14 protein-coding genes are annotated in these 17,172 nt (G+C 76.3%); 9 read left to right on the top strand and 5 right to left on the bottom strand.

The window, feature by feature from the left end:
- Positions 1-127 precede the first annotated feature (127 nt).
- From RKE29_RS04975 to RKE29_RS04965, 3 genes are all read right to left on the bottom strand, one after another.
- Positions 128-2,026: a thioester reductase domain-containing protein gene (locus tag RKE29_RS04975; RefSeq protein WP_312003794.1), complete on the bottom strand. Its 1,899-nt coding sequence runs from the start codon at positions 2,024-2,026 to the stop codon at positions 128-130.
- Between the two features lie 487 nt (positions 2,027-2,513).
- Complete coding sequence (locus RKE29_RS04970; RefSeq protein WP_312003793.1) at positions 2,514-3,536, bottom strand: zinc-dependent alcohol dehydrogenase family protein; 1,023 nt, start codon at positions 3,534-3,536, stop codon at positions 2,514-2,516.
- Between the two features lie 252 nt (positions 3,537-3,788).
- Entirely contained in the window at positions 3,789-4,802 is a 1,014-nt protein-coding gene (locus RKE29_RS04965) for a LacI family DNA-binding transcriptional regulator (RefSeq protein ID WP_312003792.1), read from the bottom strand.
- A gap of 215 nt (positions 4,803-5,017) precedes the next feature.
- On the opposite strand from RKE29_RS04965, the gene RKE29_RS04960 reads away from it, so the two are divergent.
- The 3 genes from RKE29_RS04960 to RKE29_RS04950 are packed head-to-tail and all read left to right on the top strand — an operon-like array spanning position 5,018 to position 7,985.
- On the top strand, positions 5,018-5,806 hold the full coding sequence (locus RKE29_RS04960; RefSeq protein ID WP_312003791.1) for a (Fe-S)-binding protein: 789 nt from the start codon (positions 5,018-5,020) through the stop codon (positions 5,804-5,806).
- Entirely contained in the window at positions 5,803-7,335 is a 1,533-nt protein-coding gene (locus RKE29_RS04955; protein ID WP_312003790.1) for a lactate utilization protein B, read from the top strand. The genes RKE29_RS04960 and RKE29_RS04955 overlap by 4 nt, the downstream gene beginning before the upstream one ends.
- Positions 7,332-7,985 carry an LUD domain-containing protein gene (locus tag RKE29_RS04950; RefSeq protein WP_312003789.1) on the top strand — a complete coding sequence of 218 codons (654 nt, stop codon included), beginning with the start codon at positions 7,332-7,334 and terminating at the stop codon, positions 7,983-7,985. Before RKE29_RS04955 ends, RKE29_RS04950 begins: the two co-directional genes overlap by 4 nt.
- Positions 7,986-8,018: 33 nt before the next feature.
- Here RKE29_RS04950 and RKE29_RS04945 read toward each other — a convergent pair whose 3' ends face one another.
- Positions 8,019-8,942, bottom strand: a complete 924-nt coding sequence (locus RKE29_RS04945) for an SDR family NAD(P)-dependent oxidoreductase (protein ID WP_312003788.1) — start codon at positions 8,940-8,942, stop codon at positions 8,019-8,021.
- Between the two features lie 228 nt (positions 8,943-9,170).
- Between RKE29_RS04945 and RKE29_RS04940 the strand changes: the two genes are divergently transcribed.
- The 4 genes from RKE29_RS04940 (at position 9,171) to RKE29_RS04925 (ending at position 14,626) form a co-directional block, all read left to right on the top strand.
- Positions 9,171-10,514, top strand: coding sequence for a histidine kinase (locus RKE29_RS04940; RefSeq protein WP_312003787.1), 1,344 nt, complete (start codon positions 9,171-9,173; stop codon positions 10,512-10,514).
- On the top strand, positions 10,511-11,167 hold the full coding sequence (locus RKE29_RS04935) for a response regulator transcription factor (protein WP_312003786.1): 657 nt from the start codon (positions 10,511-10,513) through the stop codon (positions 11,165-11,167). The genes RKE29_RS04940 and RKE29_RS04935 overlap by 4 nt, the downstream gene beginning before the upstream one ends.
- A 183-nt stretch (positions 11,168-11,350) precedes the next feature.
- A complete protein-coding gene (locus tag RKE29_RS04930) occupies positions 11,351-11,545 on the top strand; it encodes a hypothetical protein (protein WP_312003785.1) in 195 nt (64 codons plus the stop codon).
- An 18-nt stretch (positions 11,546-11,563) separates the two neighbouring features.
- Positions 11,564-14,626 (top strand): glycoside hydrolase family 2 TIM barrel-domain containing protein, encoded by a 3,063-nt coding sequence (locus RKE29_RS04925; RefSeq protein ID WP_312003784.1) that lies wholly within the window; start codon positions 11,564-11,566, stop codon positions 14,624-14,626.
- A gap of 27 nt (positions 14,627-14,653) precedes the next feature.
- On the opposite strand, the gene RKE29_RS04920 is transcribed toward RKE29_RS04925, so the two are convergent.
- Positions 14,654-15,067 carry an ankyrin repeat domain-containing protein gene (locus RKE29_RS04920; RefSeq protein WP_312003783.1) on the bottom strand — a complete coding sequence of 138 codons (414 nt, stop codon included), beginning with the start codon at positions 15,065-15,067 and terminating at the stop codon, positions 14,654-14,656.
- A 242-nt stretch (positions 15,068-15,309) separates the two neighbouring features.
- Here RKE29_RS04920 and RKE29_RS04915 point away from each other — a divergent pair, with 242 nt between their 5' ends.
- Together RKE29_RS04915 and RKE29_RS04910 are read left to right on the top strand one after the other, a co-directional pair.
- Complete coding sequence (locus RKE29_RS04915) at positions 15,310-15,504, top strand: hypothetical protein (RefSeq protein WP_312003782.1); 195 nt, start codon at positions 15,310-15,312, stop codon at positions 15,502-15,504.
- 1 nt (position 15,505) lies between these two features.
- A partial coding sequence (locus RKE29_RS04910) for a hypothetical protein (RefSeq protein WP_312003781.1) occupies positions 15,506-17,172 on the top strand: 1,667 nt, incomplete at its 3' end.

Genomic DNA, 17,172 nt, shown 5'->3' with positions numbered 1-17,172 from the left:
CAGGAAGTACTCCTCCTCGATACCGAGTGTCGGAGGCTGGTTGTGTGCGCGGCTCATGGCGACTCCTTGATGAGGTTTTCCCGGCAGGCCGGGGCGGACCGGGGCGCGACCGCTCCGGGGAGGGCGGTCAGGAGCCCGTGCGGGGGCAGGCGTCGGGCGCGGCCAGGAATCCGCCGGCGCGCAGGCAACGGAGGTAGGAGTCGACGAGCCGGGCGTCGACGGGCGGGCACCAGGGTTCGTCGCGGCGCAGCACGCCCGGCACGTTCGTCCGGCGGAAGCGGGGGAACGACTCCTGCCTGCGCAGGAAGCACCCGCCGTCCGGGCGGCCGCGGTCGAGGAGCAGCGGGAGGTACGGGGCGACGGGGTGGCCGGGGTCGCTCACGGCGAGGCGGGCGATCTGGTCGCTCCACTGCCGGTACGGGCGTGTCCGCACCGCGTAGCCCATGGCGCGCAGACGGTCCACTGCCAGGTCCAGCCGCGCCGGGCGCGGGTTGGTGACGTGGTAGACGCGCCCGTCCGCACCGCCCTGCCGGAGGAGCCGGACGACGACCTCGGCCGTGTAGTCCACGGGGATCAGGTCGAGCGGGATGTCCAGGGCGGGGGCGGCGCCGGTGTCGGCGATGGCCCGCAGCAGCGCGCACACCATGGTGCCGGTGTTCCAGTTCGCGCCAGCGCGGGTTCCGGCGATCTCGTAGGGGCGGTGGATGGCGGCGGGCAGTCCCCGTTCGGCGCCTTGGGCGACGAGGCGTTCGGCGACCCATTTGGACTGGGCGTAGCCGGTGGGCAGGAGCTCGGGGTGCCCGAGGGGAGTGTCCTCCGCGACCTCCCGCACCCCGGCGGGGCTCGTCCCGCTGAGGACATCCATCGTCGAGACGAAGTGCACCGCCGTGGGTCGGTGTTCGGCGGCCAGGCGCAGGATCGCGCGGGTTCCCCCGACGTTCACCGGTGCCAGGTGGCGGTAGGGGTACAGGAGGTTCACCCGGGCACCGGCGTGGAGTACGGCGTCGGCCTCGTCGGCGAGACGGTTCCACAGGTCGTCGGCCAAGCCGGCCCGGGGGGCCGCCAGGTCCGCGGGCACGGGCCGCACCCGGTCCCGCCAGGCGGCGGAGGACGGCAGGCCGTGGTGGTGCAGGCCGGCCGCGAGCCGGTCGCGCGCGGCCTCCGCGCCGGAGGCGCGGACCAGGCAGTACACCAGGTGCGCGGGGTCCCTGGTCAGACGGTCGAGCAGGTGGGCGCCCAGGAAGCCGGTGGCGCCGGTGAGCAGCACGGTCGCCGGGAGTGCCGGCGGGCCCGCCGGCCCGGCGGCGGGGCGCAGCCGCGGGTCGAGGACGGCCTCGGCGGCGAAGTCGACCCCGTCGTCGGTGTCGCGGCGAGCGCCGGAGGTGGGCAGGCGGCGGGTGAACGCGGCGAAGTCGGCCAGAGTGGGGTTGCCGACCAGGGCGTGCAGCAGGTCGCGGCCGGCCGGCACGGCGATCCCCAGCCGGTCGCAGAGGGCCGGGACGACCTGGCCGGCGCGCAGCGAGTCGCCGCCGAGGGAGAAGAAGTTGTCACGGCGGAAGACGTGGTCGACGTCCAGCTGGTCGGCCCACACCTGGGCGACAGCCCGTTCCCGGTCGTCGCGCGGCTCCTCCCGCACGCCGGTGCCGGAGCGCCGTGCGGTGAGCGGGCCGAGCGCGCCGCGGTCGGGTTTTCCGTGGGGCGTCAGGGGGATGCGGGGAACCACGGCGATGGCGGAGGGCACCATGAACGACGGGAGCCGGTCCCGGGCGTGGGCGTCGAGCCGCCGGGGCAGCGCCTGAAGTTCCGTGCCGGGCGCGGCAACGACCGCCCCGACCAGCCGCCGCGCCGATCCCTCGCCGAGGACGTCCACCAGGGCCTCGCGTACCGCGGGGTGGGCCGCCAGGACGGTCTCGACCTCGTCGAGTTCCACCCGGTAACCGCTGATCTTCACCTGGCGGTCCCGGCGCCCGCGGAACTCGATGACTCCGTCGGGGCACCAGCGGGCGATGTCGCCGGTGCGGTACACCCGGGCCCTCCGCGGTCCAGGTCTCGGCGACCTCCAGCAGAGCATTCCCCACGGGCTCGTCATGCCGTCGGTGCTCGATATCCTGGACGAGTTCCTGCGCGGTGGGCATCTTCGGACTCCTTTCCAGGCAGGTGCCGCTTCCAGGTGGCTGCCGCCCGGATTCCACTCCGTGGGGTCGGCCACCGATCGCCGTCGGCGCCCGGTGGGCCGGCGGCGCCGGGCTCGGGTCGAGATACCGCTCGACCCCGCGCCCGCGACCCGGTCATCTGGTATCTGTTTTGAATTTGACACCCATGCGCTAACACCCATGCGCGAACCACGCGCGACTTGCCTTTTTTGATTGCGATATCACTCTTCGCGCAGTATCTTCTGGGTAATTACGCCGAACTGATTCGCCGCAGTGGTCCGCCGCATTTCCTGGCCCGATCCGGCGGGCCTTTCGCACGCGGTCGCGGAAGCGCTTCACGAAGCTGGAGACGGGCTCGGCTCAGGGGCTGAGCAGGGACTTGACGGCGCGGCGCTCGTCCATGGCCTGGTACGCCTCGGCGGCCTGGTCGAGGGGAAGGGTGAGGTCGAAGACCCTGCCGGGGTCGATCTTCCGGTTCCAGACCAGGTCGATCAGCTCGGGCAGGAACCGGCGGACCGGAGCCGGGCCGCCGTGCAGGTGCACCTGGGAGAAGAAGAGTTCCTCACCGGCCAGGGCGACGCCGTGGCTGACGCCCACGAAGCCGACGTGTCCGCCGGGACGGGCGGAGCGGATCGCCTGCCGCATCGACTCCTGGGTGCCGACCGCCTCCACGACCGAGTGCGCTCCCAGCCCGCCGGTCAGGTCCTTGATCCTCGCCACTCCCTCGTCGCCGCGCTCGGTGACGATGTCGGACGCCCCGAACTCCCGGGCGAGCTTCTGCCGCGGCTGGTGGCGGCTCATCGCGATGACCCGCTCCGCGCCGAGCTGCCTGGCGGCCAGGACGGCGAGCAGGCCGACCGCGCCGTCGCCGACGACCGCCACCGTCCGGCCCGGTCCGGCGTGGGCGGCCACCGCGCCGAACCACCCGGTGCCCAGCACGTCGGACGCGGCCAGGAGGCCGGGGACCAGGTCGGCGTCGGGCAGGTCCGGGGTGGCGACGAGCGTGCCGTCCGCGTGGGGGATCAGGGCGCGCTCGGCCTGGGTGCCGACCGCGTTCATGAACACCCGGTGGACGCAGGAGGACGGGTAGCCCGAGCGGCAGATCTCGCAGGTGCCGTCGGAGGCGACGAACGAGCCCACGACGAACTGGCCGGGTCTGATGTCCTTCACCTCGCCGCCGACCTCCTCGACGACGCCGACGTACTCGTGTCCCATCGGGGTGGGGCCGGCGACGGGCTCGACGCCGCGGTACGGCCACAGGTCGGACCCGCACACGCAGGCCGCCGACAGCCGGATGACCGCGTCGGTCGGGGCGGTGATCCTCGGGTCCTCGATCTCCTCCACCCGGATGTCCCCGGGGGCGTGCAGCACGACACCGCGCATGATGGCCTCTCCTTGACTCGCCGGCTTCCCGAGGGCCGCGCGCGGCGCCCCTCGGGAAGAAGCCAAGAACGGCGATCCGGCTGAACGGCCCGTACGCGCGGCGTGTCGGCCGCGATGTCACCCGGGGGGCGGCACACCGGCCCGCGGCCCCCGCGGCACGCTGCCGCCCGGACGTCGGGCACGTCGCGCGGCGGCCGGGAGGGAGACGCACCCGAAAGCCGCGCGGCCCGCCCCGGCGCCCCGGGCCGGGCCCTACCGGCCGCCCGCGCGGGTCGAGTCGCGGACGATCAGCTCCGGCTGGAGGATGATCCGCTGGTGGGCGTGGTGCCGGGCGGTGTCGCCGGTCTCCTCGATCAGCAGGTCCGCCGCCGCGCGGCCCATGCGGAACGCGGGCTGCCGTACGGACGTCAGCGGCACGGCGGCCGCCGCCGCGAACTCGATGTCGTCGTAGCCCGCCAGCGCGATGTCCCCGGGCACCGACACCCCGGCCCCGTACATCGCCTGCAGGACGCCGAGCGCCAGCAGGTCGTTCGCGCAGAACACGGCCGTCGGCCGGGGCGTGAGGGCCAGCAGCCGGGCGCCGGCGTCCCGGCCGGCCGGGACGTCCAGCCGGTCCTGCTCGACGTGCCGCATGGCGGTGGGCGGCAGGCCCGCCTCGGCGAGCGCGGCCAGGACGCCCGTGTGCCGGTCCTGGCACTGGGGCAGGTGCATGGGGCCGCTGACGTAGACCAGTTCGCGGTGGCCCTGGGCCAGCAGGTGGCGGGCGGCGAGGGCGCCGCCGGTGACGTCGTCCACGGACACCGAGCAGCCCTCGGTGGCGGGCACCGTGCGGTCCACGAAGACGAACGGGATCTCGTGGCGCCGGAAGTTGTCCAGGCTGCGGCCGGTGGGGTCGGCCGGGGTCACCAGCACCCCGCGCACCCGGTGTTCGGCGAACAGCGACAGGTAGTCGGCCTCCTCGCTCGCGCTCTGGCCGCTGTTGCACACCATCACGCCGAGCCCGGCCTCGCGGGCCGCGCGCTCCGCGCCGCGGGCGACGTCCACGAAGAACGGGTTGGCCATGTCGAGCACCAGCAGCGCGATGATCCGGCTGCGGCCGGCCCGCAGTTGACGGGCCGACTCGCTGCGTACGTAGCCCAGGCGCTCGATGGCGGCCTGCACCCGGTCGCGGGTGCCCGCCGCGACCATCTCGGGACGGTTGATGACGTTCGACACCGTGCCGACGGAGACGCCCGCGTGCCGTGCGACGTCCTTGATCCCCACCATGCGTACCACGACTGACGACCGACCGCCTTCCCAACGGCCCGCCCAGGCCGCCCGACTATGTTACGTACGGGTAGCGCCGCGGGATCCGTGCCGTGCGGCGATGGGTGGTGCTTCACACCGCCCGGGGCGTACGGCACTATGGGCCGTCGGTGATCACCGACGGGTCCGGTGCGCGCGGCCGCGGCCGGCCGCGAGCCCGCGAGGGAGGAAGGGCCGTGCGCGTCGCGCTGTTCGTCACCTGCGTCAACGACACCCTCTATCCGGGCACCGGACGCGCCGTGGTGGCCCTGCTGGAGCGGCTGGGCGTGACGGTCGGCTTCCCCGAGGCGCAGAGCTGCTGCGGCCAGCCGCAGTACAACACCGGCTACCGGCGCGAGGCCGAGCCGCTGGTGCGCCGCTTCGCCGCCGCGTTCCGCGACTACGACTACGTCGTCGTCCCCTCCGGATCCTGCGCGGCGATGGTGCGCGAGGGCTACCCGCGGATCGGCGCGCGGGCGGCGGCCGAGGGACGCGGCGGGGAGCTGGCCGACCTCGCCGCGCGGGTGGCGCCGCGCACGTACGAGCTGACGGAGTTCCTGGTGGACGTGCTGGGGGTCACCGACGTGGGAGCCAGCTATCCGCACACCGTCACCTACCACCCCACCTGCCACGGCCTGCGGGCGCTGGGCCTGGGCGACCGGCCGCGCAGACTGCTGGCGGCGGTGCGCGGCCTGCGGCTGGTGGAGCTGCCCGGCGCGCAGGAGTGCTGCGGCTTCGGCGGCACCTTCGCCGTCAAGAACGCCGCGGTGTCGGCCGCGATGGGCGCCGACAAGGCGCGCGCCGTCGCGGCCACGGGCGCGTCGGCGGTGTGCACCGTCGACAACTCCTGCCAGGCGCACATCGGCGGTATCCTCGCCCGGCAGGGCTCGCCGGTGCGCACGGTGCACATCGCCGAGATCCTGGCCGGTACGGGCGCCGACGAGGCCGCCGGCGGCGCGTACGGCACGCAGGAGGCCGCGCCGTGAGCCGGACCTACCTGGGCATGCCCGCCTTCCCGCGCGCCGCTGCCGCCGCCGTCCGGGACGAGCGGCTGCGCGCCAACCTGCGGCACGCCACCCACACCATCCGCGCCAAGCGGGCCCGGGCCGTGGCCGAGGTGCCCGAGTGGGAGCGGCTGCGCGCCGCGGCCACGGCCGTCAAGGACCGTACGCTCCGGCACCTGGACCACTACCTGGAGCGGCTGGAGGCGGCGGTGACGGCGGCCGGGGGCCACGTGCACTGGGCCGCGGACGCCGCCGAGGCCAACCGGATCGTCACCGGGCTGGTACGGGCCACGGGCGAGCGGCACGTCGTCAAGGTCAAGTCGATGGCGACGCAGGAGATCGGGCTGAACGCGGCGCTGGAGGCGGCGGGCATCCGCGCGTACGAGACCGACCTGGCCGAGCTGATCGTGCAGCTCGGCGACGACCTGCCCTCCCACATCCTGGTGCCCGCCATCCACCGGGGCCGCGGCGAGATCCGCGACATCTTCGCCTCCGCCATGGCCGACTGGGGCCGGCCCGCTCCGGACGGCCTGACCGACGACCCGGCCGAGCTGGCCGAGGCCGCGCGGCTGCACCTGCGGGAGAGGTTCCTGAGCGCCAGGGTCGGCGTGTGCGGCGCCAACTTCATGGTCGCCGAGACCGGCACCCTGGTGGTGGTGGAGTCCGAGGGCAACGGCCGGATGTGCCTGACCCTGCCGGAGACGCTCATCGCCGTCGCGGGCATCGAGAAGGTCGTGCCCACCTGGCAGGACCTGGAGGTCTTCCTGCGGCTGCTGCCCCGCTCCTCGACGGCCGAGCGCATGAACCCGTACACCTCGATGTGGACGGGCACCGCGGACGGCGACGGGCCGCGCGCCTTCCACCTCGTGCTGCTCGACAACGGCCGCACCGACGCCCTCGCCGACGCCGTGGGCCGCCAGGCGCTGCGCTGCATCCGCTGCTCGGCCTGCCTGAACGTGTGCCCGGTGTACGAGCGCGCCGGCGGCCACGCGTACGGCTCGCCCTACCCGGGGCCGATCGGCGCGATCCTCACGCCCCTGCTGCGCGGCACCGCGGGTCCTCTGGAGGCGTCCCTGCCGTACGCGTCGTCGCTGTGCGGGGCGTGCTACGAGGTGTGCCCGGTCGCCATCGACATCCCCGAGGTGCTGGTGCACCTGCGCGAGCGGGTCGCGCAGGGCGGCCCGGCGACCGTGCGCGGCACGCGCACCGTGCTGCGGCCGGCCCGGGGCCACGCCGCCGAGCGGGCCGCGATGCGGGCCGCCCGGTGGGCGTTCGACCACCCGGGCGCGCTCCGCGCGGGGCAGCGGATCGCCTCCCGTACGCGCCGGCTGCACCCGCGGCGGCTGCCGGGCCCCGGGCGCGCCTGGACCGACAGCCGGGAGCTGCCGCGGGTGCCCGCCGAGTCGTTCCGCGACTGGTGGCGGCGCACGCGCGGGGACGGCCCGCGCGTGGCCACGATGCCCGCACCTGCGCGCCGCACGGCCGGAGAAGCGAACGGAACAGCGCCATGAGCGGCCGGGACGTGGTGCTCGGCCGCGTCCGGCGCGCGCTCGCCGACGTGCCGCGTGGCGAGACGCCCGGCGACGTGCCCGTCGACCGCGGCTACCGGCGCGCGGACGACCGGCCCGTCACGGAGGCGACGGTCGACCTGCTCGCCGCGCGCCTGGCCGACTACCGCGCGGCCGTGCACCGCGCGGACCCGGCCGGGCTGCCCGGCCTGCTGGCCCGGCTGCTCGCCGACCGGGGTGCGCGCAGCGTGGCCGTCCCGGCCGGGCTGCCCGCGGCCTGGCTGCCTGACGCGGCCGGCTCCGACGTCCGACGGGTGCCCGACGCGCCGGAGGTGACGGCGCGCGACCTGGACGCGGTCTCCAGCGTGGTCACCGGCTGCGCCGTGGCCGTCGCGGAGACCGGCACGGTCGTGCTGGACGCCGGCCCCGGGCAGGGCCGGCGGCTGCTCACGCTCGTGCCCGACCACCACGTGTGCGTGGTGCGGGTGCCCGGCCAGGTCGTCGCGGACGTGCCGCAGGCCCTGGCCCGCCTCGACCCGGCCCGCCCGCTGACCTGGATCTCCGGGCCCTCGGCGACGAGCGACATCGAGCTGGAGCGGGTGGAGGGCGTGCACGGGCCGCGGCGGCTGGACGTGGTGCTGCTGGCCGGCTGACCGGCCGTCACGGCCGCGGTGGGTGACGGGCCGTCAGAGGCCGGCCAGCTGGCCGCCGTCCACCAGCACGGTGGAACCGGTCTGGAAGCCGAAGTCGGCCGACGCCAGGGCCAGCGCCGCGGACGCCATCTCCTCCGGCCTGGCCATGCGGTGGAGGGCGTAGGTGCCGCGCTTGCCGAAGTCCGCCTTCTGCGCGGCCCAGTCCTCGTCGTTCATTCCCGGCGGCCGGTGCGCCTCCAGGATCGGGGTGTCGGTGATGCCGGGGGCGAGCGCGACGACGCGGATGCCGTGCGACCCGTTCTCCATGGCGGCCGCCTGCACGATGCCGGTGACGCCGCCCTTGCTCGCCGTGTAGGAGGCGAGCCCCGGGCGGGTCTGGAACTGGTTGCTGGAGCCGGTGACGATGATCACGCCGCCGCCGAGCCGCCGCATGTGCGGGATCTCGTACTTCAGGGCCAGGAAGACGCCGCGGGTGTTGGTGTGCGTGACGTCGTCCCACTCCTCGACCGTCACCTCGTGCAGGTCGGTGAACGACTTCTGGATGCCCGCGTTGTTGAACGCGACGTCCAGGCCGCCGTAGGTGTCGACCACCCGGTCCACGAAGGCCCGCACCTGAGCGGGGCGGCGCACGTCCGCCCTGATGTACGTCGCCTCCCCGCCCGCCGCGCGGATCTCGCGCTCCACCTCCCGGCCCAGGTTCGCCCGCCGTCCGCAGAAGCCGACCCGGGCGCCCTCGCGGGCGAAGGCGACGGCGGTGGCCCGGCCGATGCCGCTGGTCGCGCCGGTGATCAGGACGGTCTTGCCTTCGTAGCGGCCGGCCGCGCCGTCCCGTCCGGCTCCCCGGCCGTCCCGCTGCCGGCCCGCCGCGCCCGCGGCGTCCGCCGCCGCCGGTGTGCCGAAGGCCAGCCCGGCCGCCGACGCCGCTGCCGCGCCGCCCAGTATCGTGCGCCGGCTCATGGGTGTGCTCCGCCGCTCCACAGCGGTCCTCCTCGCGTCTCGCGTTCTCCCCGTACCGTGGCCGCCACCGCGCCCGGCACCGGCCTGTCGGCGACTCTGCGGCACCCGGGGGCCCGGCACATCGGCCGCACGGCGGGGGCGGGGTACCGACGAACGGCGGTGGTCCGGGACGGCCGCCCGCTACTTTCGTCGGCTGTGCCCGGCGGCCGGGCTGCCTACGATGCCGGGGTGACTGCCGGTGCGACGACCACGGACCCCTATGCGACCACCGCGGGCCTCGGGACGACGGCCGCGGGCCTCGGGACGACGGCCGCGGACCCGCCCTCGCGCGGCCGGGCGGCCGCCTGGCACCAGCGGCTGCCGCTGCGGGCCGCCGGGTTCGCCTTCGTGACGTACAAGGCGCTGCACGACGCGCTGACCACCGGCGCGGGCCTGATCCACGACCCGCGCGCGAGCGCGGTGGTCGCCGCGGGGCTGTGCGCCGCGCTGCCGCTGAGCCGCCGGTGGCCCACGGGGGTGGCCGTGGTGGCGCTGGCCGGGTTCCTGCTGGAGAGCCAGCTGTGGCCGGCGCTGGTCGCGCTGTACGGGGTGACCGTGCGGCGGCCGACGCCGCTCGCGCTCGGTCTGGCCGCGGCGGCGGGCCTGGCCGCCTGCTCGGGCGCGTTCCGGGACACGGTGAACATGCCGCTGGCCACCTACCTGCCCACCGCCATGCTCGTCATCCCGGCCGCCTTCGGCCTGGTGGCCCGCAGCCACCGGGAACTGGCCCGGTCGCTGGCCGACCAGCTCGACCACGTCGAGGCGGCCAACCGGCTGCGCGACGACCAGGTGCGGCTGGCCGAGCGGGCCCGCATCGCACGGGAGATGCACGACGTGCTCGCCCACCGGCTGAGCCTGCTGGTGCTGCACACCGGGGTGCTCCAGCGGCGCGGCGGCGAGGTGCCCGAGCCGATCCGGGAGCGGCTGGGCCTGTTGCGGGACACCAGCGCGCACGCCCTGGACGACCTGCGGGACCTGCTGGGCGCGCTGCGCGACCACGAGGGCCCGGTGCCGCTGACCCCGACCGCCGACGACCTGCCCGCGCTGATCGCCGAGTCGGAGGCGGCGGGCACGCGCGTGCGGGCGACGGTCGGCGAGTTGGCGGCGTGCCCGGCCGCGGTGCGGCTCGCGGTGCACCGGATCGTGCAGGAGGCGCTGACCAACGCCCGCAAGCACGCCCCGGCCGAACCGGTCGACCTGACCGTCATGGTGGAGCGGTCCCGGGTGGAGGTACGGGCGGAGAACCCGTGCCCGCCCGGCCCCGGCCCCGCGGCCGCGCCCGGGCCGCGCGGCTACGGGCTGGTGGGCGTCGCCGAGCGGGTGGCGGCGCTGCACGGCGAGCTGACCGTGGGGCGGACGGACGGCGGCCGGTTCCTGCTACGGGCCCAGCTGCCGGTACCCGCGCACCCGGCCGAGGAGGCCCGTACGGCTGAGGGGGCCCGTACGGCCGTGGCCGCCGGTGCGGCCGGGGAGGCGTCCGCGGCCGCGGAGCACACCGAGTACGCCGAGTACACAGAGGGGGACGTACGGTGATCAAGGTGCTGGTCGTGGACGACGACCCCTTCGTCCGGGCCGGGCTCGCCGACCTGGTCGCCACCGACGACGGCCTGGAGCTGGTCGGCGAGGCCGCGGACGGCCGGGCGGCCGTGGAGCTGGTGACCCGGCGCCGCACGGACGTGGCCCTGGTCGACATCCGGATGCCGGTCATGGACGGCATCGCGGCCACGCGCGCCCTGCGCGCGCTGCCGCACCCCCCGGCCGTGGCCGTGCTGACCACCTTCGACCTGGACGAGTACGTCTACGGCGCGCTGGAGGCGGGAGCGGCGGGCTTCCTGCTGAAGGACACGCCGCCGGACGACATCCTGCGGGCCGTACGGATCGTCGCCGACGGCGGGGCCATGCTGTCGCCGACGGTGACCCGGACCGTCATCAGCCGCTTCCACCGGCCCGACCGGGCCCGCGCCCGGGCGGCCCGGGCGGCGGCCGCCCGGCTCACGCCGCGGGAGCGCCAGGTGCTGGCCGCGCTCGCCGACGGGCTGACGAACGCGGACATCGGACAGCGCCTGCGGCTGCGGGAGTCGACGGTGAAGGCGCACGTCAGCCGGATACTGACCGGGCTGGGCGTGGCCAACCGGGTGCAGGCGGCGATGATCGCCCGGGACCTGGGCGCGGACCAGGGGGAGTGAGCGCGCGGCGCACGCCGCGTCGGCCCCCGCTCGACGTGGCGTGAGCACAAAGGCCCGTGTCGCACCACGTGCCACGCCGAAACGCCGACGGGGTGCGGCGTTCGTCACACGCCTGCCGCATCCGGGCAGTTGAGCGCGGTGCGCCGGATCGGGGTGTCAGTGGCGGCCCGTACGCTGGACGACATGCGGCCGAGATCTCGTACCTCGCACCACCACCCCGCCTCGCGCCTGTCGAAGGACCAGGCGAACGAGGCGATACGCGTCTTCCTCCAGGCGCGCGGGGGCCGGGCACTGCGGCCCTCGGAGCGCGCCGAATACGACAGGCTGCTGAGTGTCTACATGCGGGCGCTGCGCTGCGAGGTCGAGCAAGCGGCGTAGACGTCCGCCAGGAGGACGATGAGCTGGTCCGAGGAGGATCGGAACGGGGCGCCGTACGGGCAGGGCCAGCCGCCCGGCGAGGACGGGCCGCCGCACGCCGACGGGCTGACGGCCGCGGGCGTGCCGTACTACGAGGACGTGTCCCCCGGCCGCGGCGTGCTGCCGCCCCGCGCCTGGCTGCCCGCCTCGGACGCCGCCCGGCTGACCCTGACCGGCGGCGCGCCCTGGGCCTTCCGGCTGGCCCCCACCGCCACCGCCGAGGACGCGTCCTTCGCGCGGCCCGGTTTCGACGCCTCCGGCTGGGACGAGCTGGCCCTGCCCGCCCACTGGGTGCTGCACGGCCACGGCCGCCCCGCCTACACCAACGTGCGCTACCCGTTCCCGGTGGACCCGCCCCGGGTGCCGGCCGAGAACCCCACCGGCGACCACCGCCGCGTCTTCGACCTGCCCGACGGCTGGCCGGAGGGGGGCGACGCGGTGCTGCGCTTCGAGGGCGTCGACTCCTGCGCGCGGGTGTGGCTGAACGGGCGGGAGCTCGGCACGTTCCAGGGCAGCAGGCTGCCGCACGAGTTCGCCGTCGGCGCGCACCTGCGGCGGCGGGGCAACGTGCTGGCCGTCCGCGTCCACCAGTGGTCGGCGGGCAGCTACCTGGAGGACCAGGACCAGTGGTGGCTGCCCGGGATCTTCCGCGAGGTCGTCCTGGTGCACCGGCCCGAGCAGGCCGTGCGGGACGTCTTCGTGCACGCCTCCTACGACCACGCGCGCGGCGCGGGCACGCTGCGCGTGGACGCCGAGCCCGCGGGCCGCGTCACCGTGCCCGAGCTGGGCCTGGACCTGGCCGCCGGGCAGAGCGCCACCGTCCCCGTCGAGCCGTGGACGGCCGAGACGCCCCGGCTGTACGCGGCCGAGCTGGCCACCGCGGGCGAGCGGGTCCGGCTGCGCGTCGGCTTCCGCACGGTCGCCGTCGAGGGCGGCCTGCTGCGGGTCAACGGCCGGCGCGTGCTGCTGCGCGGCGTCAACCGGCACGAGTTCCACCCGCGGACCGGGCGGGCCCTGGACGCGGCGACCATGCGCCGCGACCTGGTGCTGATGAAGCGGCACAACATCAACGCGGTGCGCACCAGCCACTACCCGCCGCACCCCGCCTTCCTGGACCTGTGCGACGAGCTGGGCCTGTGGGTGGTTGACGAGTGCGACCTGGAGACGCACGGCTTCGCCCCGCTGCGCTGGCGCGGCAACCCGGTGGACGACGACCGCTGGACCCCGGCCCTGCTGGACCGGGCGCGCCGCATGGTCGAGCGGGACAAGAACCACCCCTCGGTGATCATGTGGTCGCTGGGCAACGAGTGCGGCACGGGCCGCGGCCTGACCGCCATGGCCGGCTGGATCCGCGGCCGCGACCCGGACCGCCCGATCCACTACGAGGGCGATCCCTCCTGCGCCGACGCGGACGTGTACGCGCGGATGTACGCGCCGCACGAGGAGGTCGAGCGGATCGGCCGGCGCGCCGAGGCGCCGCTGCCCGACCCGGAGGCCGACGCCCGGCGCCGCGCGCTGCCGTTCGTCCTGTGCGAGTACGCGCACGCGATGGGCAACGGCCCGGGCGGGCTCGCGGACTACCAGCGGCTGTTCGCGGCGTACGAGCGGTGCCAGGGCGGGTTCGTGTGGGAGTGGATCGACCACGGCATCGCCCGGCGCACCCCGGACGGCCGGGAGTACCACGCCTACGGCGGGGACTTCGGCGAGGAGCTGCACGACGGCAGCTTCGTCTGCGACGGGCTGCTGTTCCCCGACCGCACCCCCTCCCCCGGCCTGCTGGAGTTCAAGAAGGTCGTCGAGCCGGTCGCGATCGAGGGCGGCGCCGCGGCGGGCACCGTCCGGGTGGCCAACGGCCAGGACTTCGCCGACCTGTCCCACCTGGCCTTCCGGTGGTCCCTGGAGGTCGCGGGCGAGGCCGTGGCCGCCGGCGGGCTGCCGGTGCCGCCGCTGGCGCCCGGCGAGTTCGCCGAGGTGCCGCTGCCGGACGGGCCGCGGCGCGCCGGGCCGCCGGCGGGAGAGGCGTGGTGGACGGTGCGGGCGGTCCTGGCCTCCCCCACCGCGTGGGCGGACGCCGGCCACGAGGTGGCCTGGGGCCAGTTCCCCGCGGCGCCGCCGCCCCGGCCCGCCCCGGCCGGACCGGCCCTGGCGCCGCGCCGCGCCGGAGGGCTGGTCCGCCTCGGGCCCGGCGCGTTCGACCCGGCGACCGGGACGCTCACGGAGCTGGACGGCATCCCCGTCACCGGCCCGCTGCTGGACGTCTGGCGGGCGCCGACCGACAACGACCTCGGCGCCTCCTGGCAGCCCGACCCGCGGCACGGCCTGACCTGGCGGGACCTGGGCCTGCACCGCATGCGTCACCGCACCGACGCGGTGACGCTCCTGACCCCGGAGGGCGAGGACGGCGGCGAGGACGCGCCGGGCGGGCCCGCCCTGGTCGTACGGACCCGGGTCGCGCCCGCGGGCCGGGACCTCGCGCTGCGCGCGGTCTACCGGTGGACGGCCGCCGACGGCCGGCTGCGCCTGGCCGTGTCCGTGGTACCCGAGGGCGACTGGCCGTGCCCGCTGCCGCGGCTGGGCGTACGGCTGGGGGTGCCCGCCGCGTTCGGCGAGGCGGCCTGGTACGGCGGCGGCCCCGGCGAGGCCTACCCGGACACCCGGTCCGCGGCGCGGATCGGGCTGTGGCGGATGCCGGTGGACGCGATGCAGACCCCGTACGTACGGCCGCAGGAGAACGGGGCGCGCGCGGACGTGCGGTGGGCGCGGCTGGCGACCGCCGGGGGGCGCGCGGTGCGCGTGGCGGGCGAGCCGCCGTTCTGGTTCACGGCGCGGCGGTGGACCAGCGAGCAGCTGGACGCGGCCGCGCACCTGCCCGACCTGGTGCCGTCCCCGGACACGGTGTGGGTGAACCTCGACCACGGCCAGCACGGCATCGGCACGCAGTCCTGCGGCCCCGGCGTGCTGCCGCCGTACCGGCTCGACGCGGCGCCCGCCGCCTTCTCCCTCACCTTCTCGGCGGAGGGGCCCCGGGACGACACGCCCTAGGCGGGGACGACCGGGGCTGGGCGGGCCTCAGCTCTCGCCGAAGAGCGCGAGCAGGTCCTCCCGCCCGAACGTCCGGGCCGTCTCCACCGCCGACGGCGAGCCCGCCCGCGGGTCCGCGCCGCCGGCGAGCAGCGCCCGGACGACCGCGGCCTCGCCCTTGAAGGCCGCGCCCGCCAGCGGGGTCTGGCCCCGGCCGCCCGTCCGGTCGGCGTCCGCGCCGCGCGCGAGCAGCGCGGTCACCGCGTCGGCGTGCCCGTGGTAGGCGGCGAGCATCAGCAGCGAGTCGCCGCTGTCGTTGGTGAGGTCGACGGGGACGCCCGCGTCCACGTAGGCGGCGAGCGTGTCGGTGTCGCCGTGCCGCGCCAGGTCGAAGACCTTGGCCGCGAGTTGCAGCACCTCGGGGTCGTGCGCGGGCTCGTGCTCCGCGTGCGGTCCGCTCATGGTGGGTTCGCCTCCGGCTGGGCTCGCGCGGGTGCCGCCTTCGGGAGCGAGACGGCGGTGCGGGCATGCGCCCTCCACCCTACGCACGCGGCCGGGCCGCGTCCGGCTCCCGCGGCCGTGTCCGGCGACCCGTCCGGGGGATTCGGATGATAAAACGCCCATTTGCAGCTTTCGACACTCGAAACACCATGTGACTATATAGTCACTTAAAGCGACCGCCTCTGACCATTCGGGAGTCTGTGGTGATCCTCTCCGTCTCCGGTGTCGTCCTGCTGGGCGTCATCGTCTTCGTGTACTTCCGCAAGGATTCGCTCAAGGCGTCCCACGCCATCATCTGCACGCTGTTCGGCTTCTACCTGTCGAGCACCGCGATCGCACCGAGCATCAAGGCGGGCGGGGCGAGCCTCGCCAGCTTCCTCAGCGGGGTCAAGATCTGACGTGGCCACCAGACCGCTCCCCCGCCTGCTCGCCGCCCTCCTGCCCGGCGCCGCCGCGCACACCCGCCGCCCCGGCCGCGGCCGGGCCCTCGCCCGGAGCGCGGCGGACGGCGCCGCCGACACCCTGCACCCCCTGATCACCGTGACGCGCGGGCTGCGCGTCCTGGGCGGCCGCGCCCGGCGCTGGTGGGCGGCCACGCCGAGCGAGCGGCGCGGCCCGGTCCTGGTCCTCGCGGGCGCCAGCGCCCTGGTGGTCGCCCTCCTGCCGTACGGGCCGCTGGGCGCGGCGCTCGCGCTGCTGGCCTCGGCGGCCTGGGCGGGCCGGGCGGGCACGTCCGAGGCGTCGGCGCCCGGCCCGGACGAGACCGGCGCCGAGCGCCTGGCCACGCTCTACGAGGCCCTGGTCCCCTACTTCCACGCCGCCGGGGACACGGAGGACGGCTACTGCCACGGCGGCGACTGGGCGGCCGTCTTCGACGGCTACGCGTTCGACGAGGACGGGCGGCCGACCCGGCTGCGACTGCGCTATCCGGCGCGGTTCACCGACGGCGAGCCGGAGGCCCGGGCCCGCGTGGAGCAGGTGCTGTGCGCGAAGTCGGGTCGCGGCCGGGAGTACCTGTTCGACTGGGACCAGGAGGCGAACCGGCTCACCATGGCCGTGCTGCCCGCCCTGTCCACCACCATCCGCGCGCAGCGGTTCGTCACCGCGCCCGGCGAGACCGTGCTCGGCTTCACCGACGGCTCCTCGGCCCAGCGCACCCTGCCCGTCTTCGACGGCGCGCAGGGCCCGCGCGGCGAGTCGGCCGCGGGGCCGCGGGACGTGCCCGCCGTCGTCTGGCGCACTGGGCCGCGCTCGACCGAGCCGCACCTGCTGGCGCTCGGCCAGCCCGGCAGCGGCACCACGACGCTGCTGCGGTCGGTGGCGATCCAGGCGCTGCACCACGGGGACGTGCTGGTGGTGGACGGCGCGGGCACCGGCGAGTACGCGTTCCTGGCCGGGCGCGCGGGCGTGCTCGCCGTGGAGTGCGGGCTCGGCGGGGCGCTGGCGACGCTGGAGTGGGCGGCCCGCGAGACCGAGCGGCGGCTGCTGGCCGCGGGCCGGGCCCGGCAGTTCGGCCACCCGGCGCCGGAGGACGTGCGCCGTCCGCTGTGGCTGGTGGTGGACCGGCCCTCGGTGCTCGGGCAGCTCGCGGCCGCCGACGGCCGACCCGACCCGCGCGAGCTGCTGGGCGTGCCGCTGCGGCACGGGCGCACGGCCCACGTGCGGGTGGTGGTCGGCGACCAGCTCGACGCGGCCGACGCGCTGGGCAAGGCGGTGTGGGCCAACACCCGGGCCCGCGTGGTGCTCGGCCAGGTCACGCCCGAGCAGGTGCGGGCCGTGCTCGGCGAGCCGCCGCGCACCACCCCGGCCCCCGAGGCGCCCTGCGGCCGGGGCTACGCGCGCGTGGGCACCGGCCCGGTGCACCGGCTCCAGGTGCCCGCCACGCCCGACCCGTACGACGACGCCACGAGCGAGACGCAGCGGGAGGCCGTGCTCGGGCTGCTGCCGGAGCGGTTCGCACCCGGCCCGTACGACAGCCCCCCGCAGGGACCGGGCTCGGGGCCCGGCGCGGGCCTGGCCGCGGGGCCGGGCGCGGGCGCGGGCGCGCCGAGCCTGCGCAAGGCCCG

Source organism: Streptomyces sp. B1866, from assembly GCF_031932565.1.
In the GTDB taxonomy this organism is placed as follows: Bacteria; Actinomycetota; Actinomycetes; order Streptomycetales; family Streptomycetaceae; genus Streptomyces.
The sequence above is the reverse complement of the archived record's forward strand: the minus strand, read 5'-3'. Positions and strand labels throughout refer to the sequence as shown.